The organism is Paenibacillus sp. J31R30 (assembly GCF_059692115.1).
Genome location: NZ_JCAUAV010000029.1, coordinates 1 through 5,520, shown reverse-complemented (window position 1 = coordinate 5,520; position 5,520 = coordinate 1). Strand labels below are relative to the sequence as shown.

The 5,520-nt window shown below is 40.8% G+C and carries 6 protein-coding genes and 1 pseudogene; all 7 read right to left on the bottom strand.

The features are described 5' to 3' along the window. Positions 1–182: 182 nt before the first annotated feature. Positions 183–749, bottom strand: coding sequence for an SMI1/KNR4 family protein (locus AC58QO_RS33610; protein ID WP_497273240.1), 567 nt, complete (start codon positions 747–749; stop codon positions 183–185). Positions 750–1,295: 546 nt separating this feature from the next. Next, positions 1,296–1,597, bottom strand: a pseudogene (locus AC58QO_RS33605) (NADPH-dependent FMN reductase family protein); the annotation flags it as partial. 45 nt (positions 1,598–1,642) lie between these two features. After that, positions 1,643–1,813, bottom strand: a complete 171-nt coding sequence (locus tag AC58QO_RS33600; protein WP_408638374.1) for a CDGSH iron-sulfur domain-containing protein — start codon at positions 1,811–1,813, stop codon at positions 1,643–1,645. Between the two features lie 661 nt (positions 1,814–2,474). Continuing rightward, positions 2,475–3,761, bottom strand: coding sequence for an IS110 family RNA-guided transposase (locus tag AC58QO_RS33595; protein WP_497273238.1), 1,287 nt, complete (start codon positions 3,759–3,761; stop codon positions 2,475–2,477). 189 nt (positions 3,762–3,950) lie between these two features. After that, complete coding sequence (locus AC58QO_RS33590; RefSeq protein WP_497273236.1) at positions 3,951–4,427, bottom strand: hypothetical protein; 477 nt, start codon at positions 4,425–4,427, stop codon at positions 3,951–3,953. A 241-nt stretch (positions 4,428–4,668) separates the two neighbouring features. Further along, a complete protein-coding gene (locus tag AC58QO_RS33585; RefSeq protein WP_497273234.1) occupies positions 4,669–5,187 on the bottom strand; it encodes a DUF6985 domain-containing protein in 519 nt (172 codons plus the stop codon). Between the two features lie 119 nt (positions 5,188–5,306). Further along, positions 5,307–5,520, bottom strand: a 214-nt coding sequence (locus AC58QO_RS33580; protein WP_497273232.1) for a hypothetical protein, incomplete at its 5' end; no start/stop codon positions are given.

Genomic DNA, 5,520 nt, shown 5'->3' with positions numbered 1-5,520 from the left:
GAACTACCTGCCACACAAGACCTAAACAGCTGAACTCCTATTTACCATGCATATTGAAATCCTGCGAATGAGCGAGCATTCGTGAGAAAATCCTTATTCTATGAGGGAGCTGAGAAGGCTGCCGTTCCGTTTGTATCGGCAGCCTTCTCCTGATACTAATTGAGCTATAGTTACCCGTTAGTTTAGTCTTGAATAGCATTAAACTCAAAATCGCCGCTTTCAAAAACATATTCTGCATCATTTGCTTCAAATGTTTGAACAAGATGCTCGAACCATTCCTGATAATTCTTGGCTAATACCTCTCGTTCCTCCAAATCGTGCCACATACTGATGATTTGACCTTTCTTACCTTCATTGGTTGGTGCTAAATCAAGACAGTGATGATCCCCGCAACCGTTATATGTTAAAGGAATCCACGCAGGTTGCCACCATACTTTCGCAATCCCATCTTGGGGTTCTGTATTCCAATCAATAAATGACTCTTTATCATATAATTCTTTCCAAACGGTCCATTCATCCAAAATCCTTTGAGTGGAAAGAAGTTCCCATCCTGCGATTAGCCACTGGGAATCACCCGATTGTCCGTTATGAATACGCAGCGATTCTTTGAATTCCTCTGGTAAATTGACACCTAAAGCAGTTTCTAATTCTATTATTTCGGACTCACTTGCCCCAGGATTTAAATCTTCTAATACTTCTGGTGCATGATTTTTAAGCCATTTCTCCATTCTTTCCCACAATAATTTCACTGTTTACCATCCTCTGTATCGGTTTTTATTATTGTGTATTTTCGATAAGGTTGCTCCATTATCCTGCCCGTTAGCTCAGCGAACAAAAAACGGATGCATCGGCATCCGCTGTTCCGCTATCGTTTTCCGTCCAGTAAACTTTTACTTTATCACACTGCTTTCTCTGCCTAAGTTTAGTCTGAGAATAACCCCATCTTGTAAGTCAGTCATACAACGGATCTCCCACAAATCTAGTTCCTGCTTCGACTTTAAAAGGCCACAAACCAGCGAATCACGAAGGGCAAGTTTGATTTTCTAAGACAAAGGTATTGTATGCTCCATTCTTCGTAACCCCTAACATTAAAATCATTCTTTCATCGTTTTTTTATCATCGTCGGGATTTAAATGCTAATATCACCTTCGTTATTGCACCATATGTTGGGATTAATATAATGTCGTATCGCTTCAAATTTCACTCATAGTCGAGCGTTGGAAATCAATCCCCTTACATCATAATTAAAGAAAATCCCCGCCACTAAGGGATCGAGGATTGTCGTTTTAAACTATTTAGCCTTGATTACCGTTTTTGACCCACCGTGCTACTGTTACCGTACGCTTTGCTTGATGCAGAACAGCTCCACGAACATCTTCTTTCATTTTTCCATCTTGATCAACCGATACACTAGTTCCGTAAGGATTGCCAGCCGCAGCGAATATCGAACCGTCCGTATAGCCCGGTGCTGCAACGATTGCCCCCCAATGGTACATCGACGCAGAGAGGGATAAAATCATAGCTTCTTGCCCGCGTGCGCATTCTGAGCCGAAGTTATCGCACTATCAACTTTATTGACAGTTTTACCTTGAAACCAAAACATTGTCTTGGCGGATGCCCTCATATTCATTTACATCGTCATCTAAGCTCGAGGTGCGCTTTCAAACTGACCTTTATGCGTTAGATCGCAAAATGGCTTTTTATTCGAGAGTCCGCATCTGCAAAGAATAAAAGATTCTGTTGTCTCAAAGTGATTTCCTTCCGCATCCAACAAATCTAAGTTACCAGTGATACGTAACGGACCATTATCCATTACTTTTATCGTGACATCCACCATACTCGATCAATCCCTTCGTTATTGATTTCATGCAACTTCTCATATTATTTCAATAAGCCATTCGATTATTCATAAATCATCAACAAGCTGCATCCTTGCTTGCTTTACTTTATTTCGTTTCTGTAACTTCTCTAACTGAATTTTTCTGTCGTTAGTCATAAAATCACCCTACTATCAATTCATATCCATTTTTAATTTTGTTATATTCGTCGAAGTGATTAAACTATCCCCCCTCTATGGAGAAACGCTTTACTCTTAAATACTCTCGTTTTCTCAGTTTTTGTCCAACAAATACTTATTAGCAGATAACATTTCAATGGTATGAAGTTGTAGAGGAAGAAATTTATGGATATCCCGAGGGGCAAAAAACTCTCTACCTAAACCACCTGATGTAAAAAACGGATGGTATGGTAATGTATGGTTGCACCTTTGGATCTCCACATGTGCTCATGGCGGTCAACCCTCCCACATCTCGCAGAGTCTACGCTCCCACATTCCTTCATTCAACCTATCCATGAGGTGGAGGTCAGATATGCTGCCCGACAGGATCTTCGTCCGTAAGGATCGTGCCTTTCCGACTCATCCGTGCTTCTTGTTATCTTGCTCTGCTTTGGTCATCGACATAAAAAAGCGATCATTAAGCTGCTTGTGGTATCTCCGCAAATCGAGGGATATCCTGGATCATTTTTTCTTCACTAAACTCATGGCCCTTCTGCAAGATACCGAAAAGAATACGTATGAGCTTGTTACATAACGCGATGAGAGACTGCATCTTTTTTAATGGATTCACAGATCGTTTGGTGTAATACTCGTGTAGGGTTCGAAAGGCTGAATTTTTAGCGACTAACGGCATCATCACTCTAAAGAGCAGAGCACGAAGGCGTTTCCTACCTCTTTTTGTGATCCTAGTTTGTCCTGTATGTGTGCCGGATGAATTTGTTTTCAAATTCAGTCCAGCAAGCTTTGTGATCTGTTTTGGATGTCGGTACTGGTTAATGTCTCCTACCTCTGCTAAAAAGCCAGCGATCGTATCCCGACCAATTCCTTTCATGGCCAATACTTGCTTTACATGAGGGATCTGCGCTAGTAAATCATCTAGCTTTGCTTCCAATTCCTCAAGCTTGTTCTTAAGCCATTCGTACTGTGTCAGCAACAACTTTAGCTCCATTTTAGCCAACTCAGAACCTTGCCTGATGCCAACAGAACAGCCGGCTGCTGTCTTCAGATTCTGTATTCGACCTAGACCAAGCCAACGCTTTGCAGCTTCTCTTAAATGCTGCAGCAACGTCTCGTCTGGCACAGAAACAAGCTCATGTGGCAGTAGATGAAGGCTTAGCATTTGGATGGCAGACTTGCACTCCCAGTCCTTAAATACCGTCAGAAACTCTGGAAAATACCGATCTAGCCAATTATGGACACGTAATTGCACAACACAAAGGTCAGTTGTCAGGTGCTCGCGAATTTTCATGGCTTCCCTCAGTTCGGCATAAACACCTTGAGGAAGGCTCGGTACAGCGTATCTCCCGTCTTTGACCAACTGAGCAATAACTCTTGCGTCCTTAATGTCATTCTTTGTTGGGGAATTGTCATCTAATTCTTTACTTTTCTTTACGTGTAGTGGGTTCACTACGCCGTATCTTACTTGCTCTTCTTTAAGAAAATGGGCTAGGTTTAGCCAGTAGTGGCCCGTTGGTTCCATACCAACTATGAGGTCATTGAACCCTTGCTCCGTCGTAATCTTCCTGAACCAGCTCGCAAATAATTCAAAGCCTTCTCGATTGTTTTCAAACGTAAGTGGCTTCCCGAACTCGACCCCGCGGAAGTCTTGAGCTCTCGCCACATGTCTAAATTTAGCGATGTCGACTCCGATAATTAAGGTAGAAAAAGTGATTTGATTAATTCGTTCATTTTGAGTAGAATGCATGTTGTAGTCTCCTTTGGTTTTGTTTTTGGATCCGACGCTGGCCAGCATCAGGGACCCATAAACATCATACCAAGGAGTCTTTTTATTTCTCAAACCTCGTATTTCCTCATAATAGGAATGCTGCCCGTTACTTTAATAGGGCTGCCGCGAATGCTGGCAGCCTATTTGTAATTGTGCTGTCGTTACCCGTTAACTTAACAGCTGGGTCGATCTTAATAAGTGATTTTGTTGGTCTAAACGCTTTAACGCATCATTGACCACTTCTTGTGAAAAGTTCTTCACAATTATTTGATTCTCTATCAAGAAACCATTCCCGTCCATATTCCGATCAATGTAATCTAGTAATCCAGCCTTCGTACAAAGGGAACACCATCTTTTTTCACCTTCACTAAAGGTAACTGTAATCTCGATGTGCTCCGAAGAATTTTCACTTGAATCCTTTATCGTATCGTAAAATTTCCAATCATCCATTACAGGTACGCTACTCCCAACAGAGACGAAATAATACTTTTTAAACCAGCTTGCTCGGTTATTATCACCAACGACCCTGATTTGTTCCTTTTCTTCGTCCTCCGCTATTACTTCATAATGCTTGCCGCGTGTCAGAGCGTCTACATATAAACCCACATCATTACAAACTACAATCTTTTTTTTGTTATCCGTCATCCTCGTACCCTCGTTAATCGCTTTATTTATTATCTTATCAAAACTATTCAAATTGCGGTAATCTGCCCTTTAGTTTAATAGCAAAAAGAGACCCTCAGCAACGGACTGAGGGTCTAAGTTTATATTTTAAAAGGGGGTCGACTTTTATTATAGGCTTTATTCATTAATGCCACATGAATATAAGATTTCAACTTTGTTACAATTACTTAACTCTCGTTTCACATTAGCTCAATCACATTTTTCATTTCTTATCGTTTTCAGCAACCCATGTCAAACATGACTTATCTGCCCCACCCAGTTCAACTACTCGATCCTTATACATCATTACGCCAAAACCGTGTTCCTCATCCCAAGTACAGTCAAATTCTAGCCCAAAATAAGCTAATCCGTCTTTGTAGACATTCATGATATGGACATTTAACAATCCAATAATTGATCCAAAATCATTTTTCTTAGTTACATCTGGCATATACTCCTTAGCATCATCACCTGCGTAGCCGTACTCACCCTGCAGATTTTCATAATTATTCATTAATACTTCCAAAATAGATTCTCTAATGGCTGTTTGGTTCTCGATAAGATAACGATATGTTGCAACGTGTTCCTCTTCTATTGTCGGGTTTTGAACAACCATATCCCCGCCAAAGTCCAATCCATATACCCCATTCCTTTTAGTCAAAAAGCCGTCCCAGGCATCCAATGAAATAGTTCCCTCATAATTGAATTCTCCAAGTGAGATATTAGGTATTTGAAAGTTCAATTATTTCTCCACTCCTTGTCTAAATCGATGATTATGTTCGATGATTTTCGTATAGTTCTTATTCTGTTTTGATAAAAGAATTTCCTTTTTTGAATATTACAATCATTGAAAAATGCCCGTTACTTGAATGAACAAAAAAAGAGCTTCGGCGCAAGCTCCTTCACTATCGTTCTCCGTTGGCATAAGCATCTGCTGCTGCGGTAACTGACAGTCAGTTGATCAATACCGGCTGCCACGTTACATTGGATATTTAGCTTTCGTTCCAGTATAGGTTGTTTGATTTCCAGAGAGGTGTTACTACTTATCTCATAGCTCTGGAGGAGTTGGTACCTC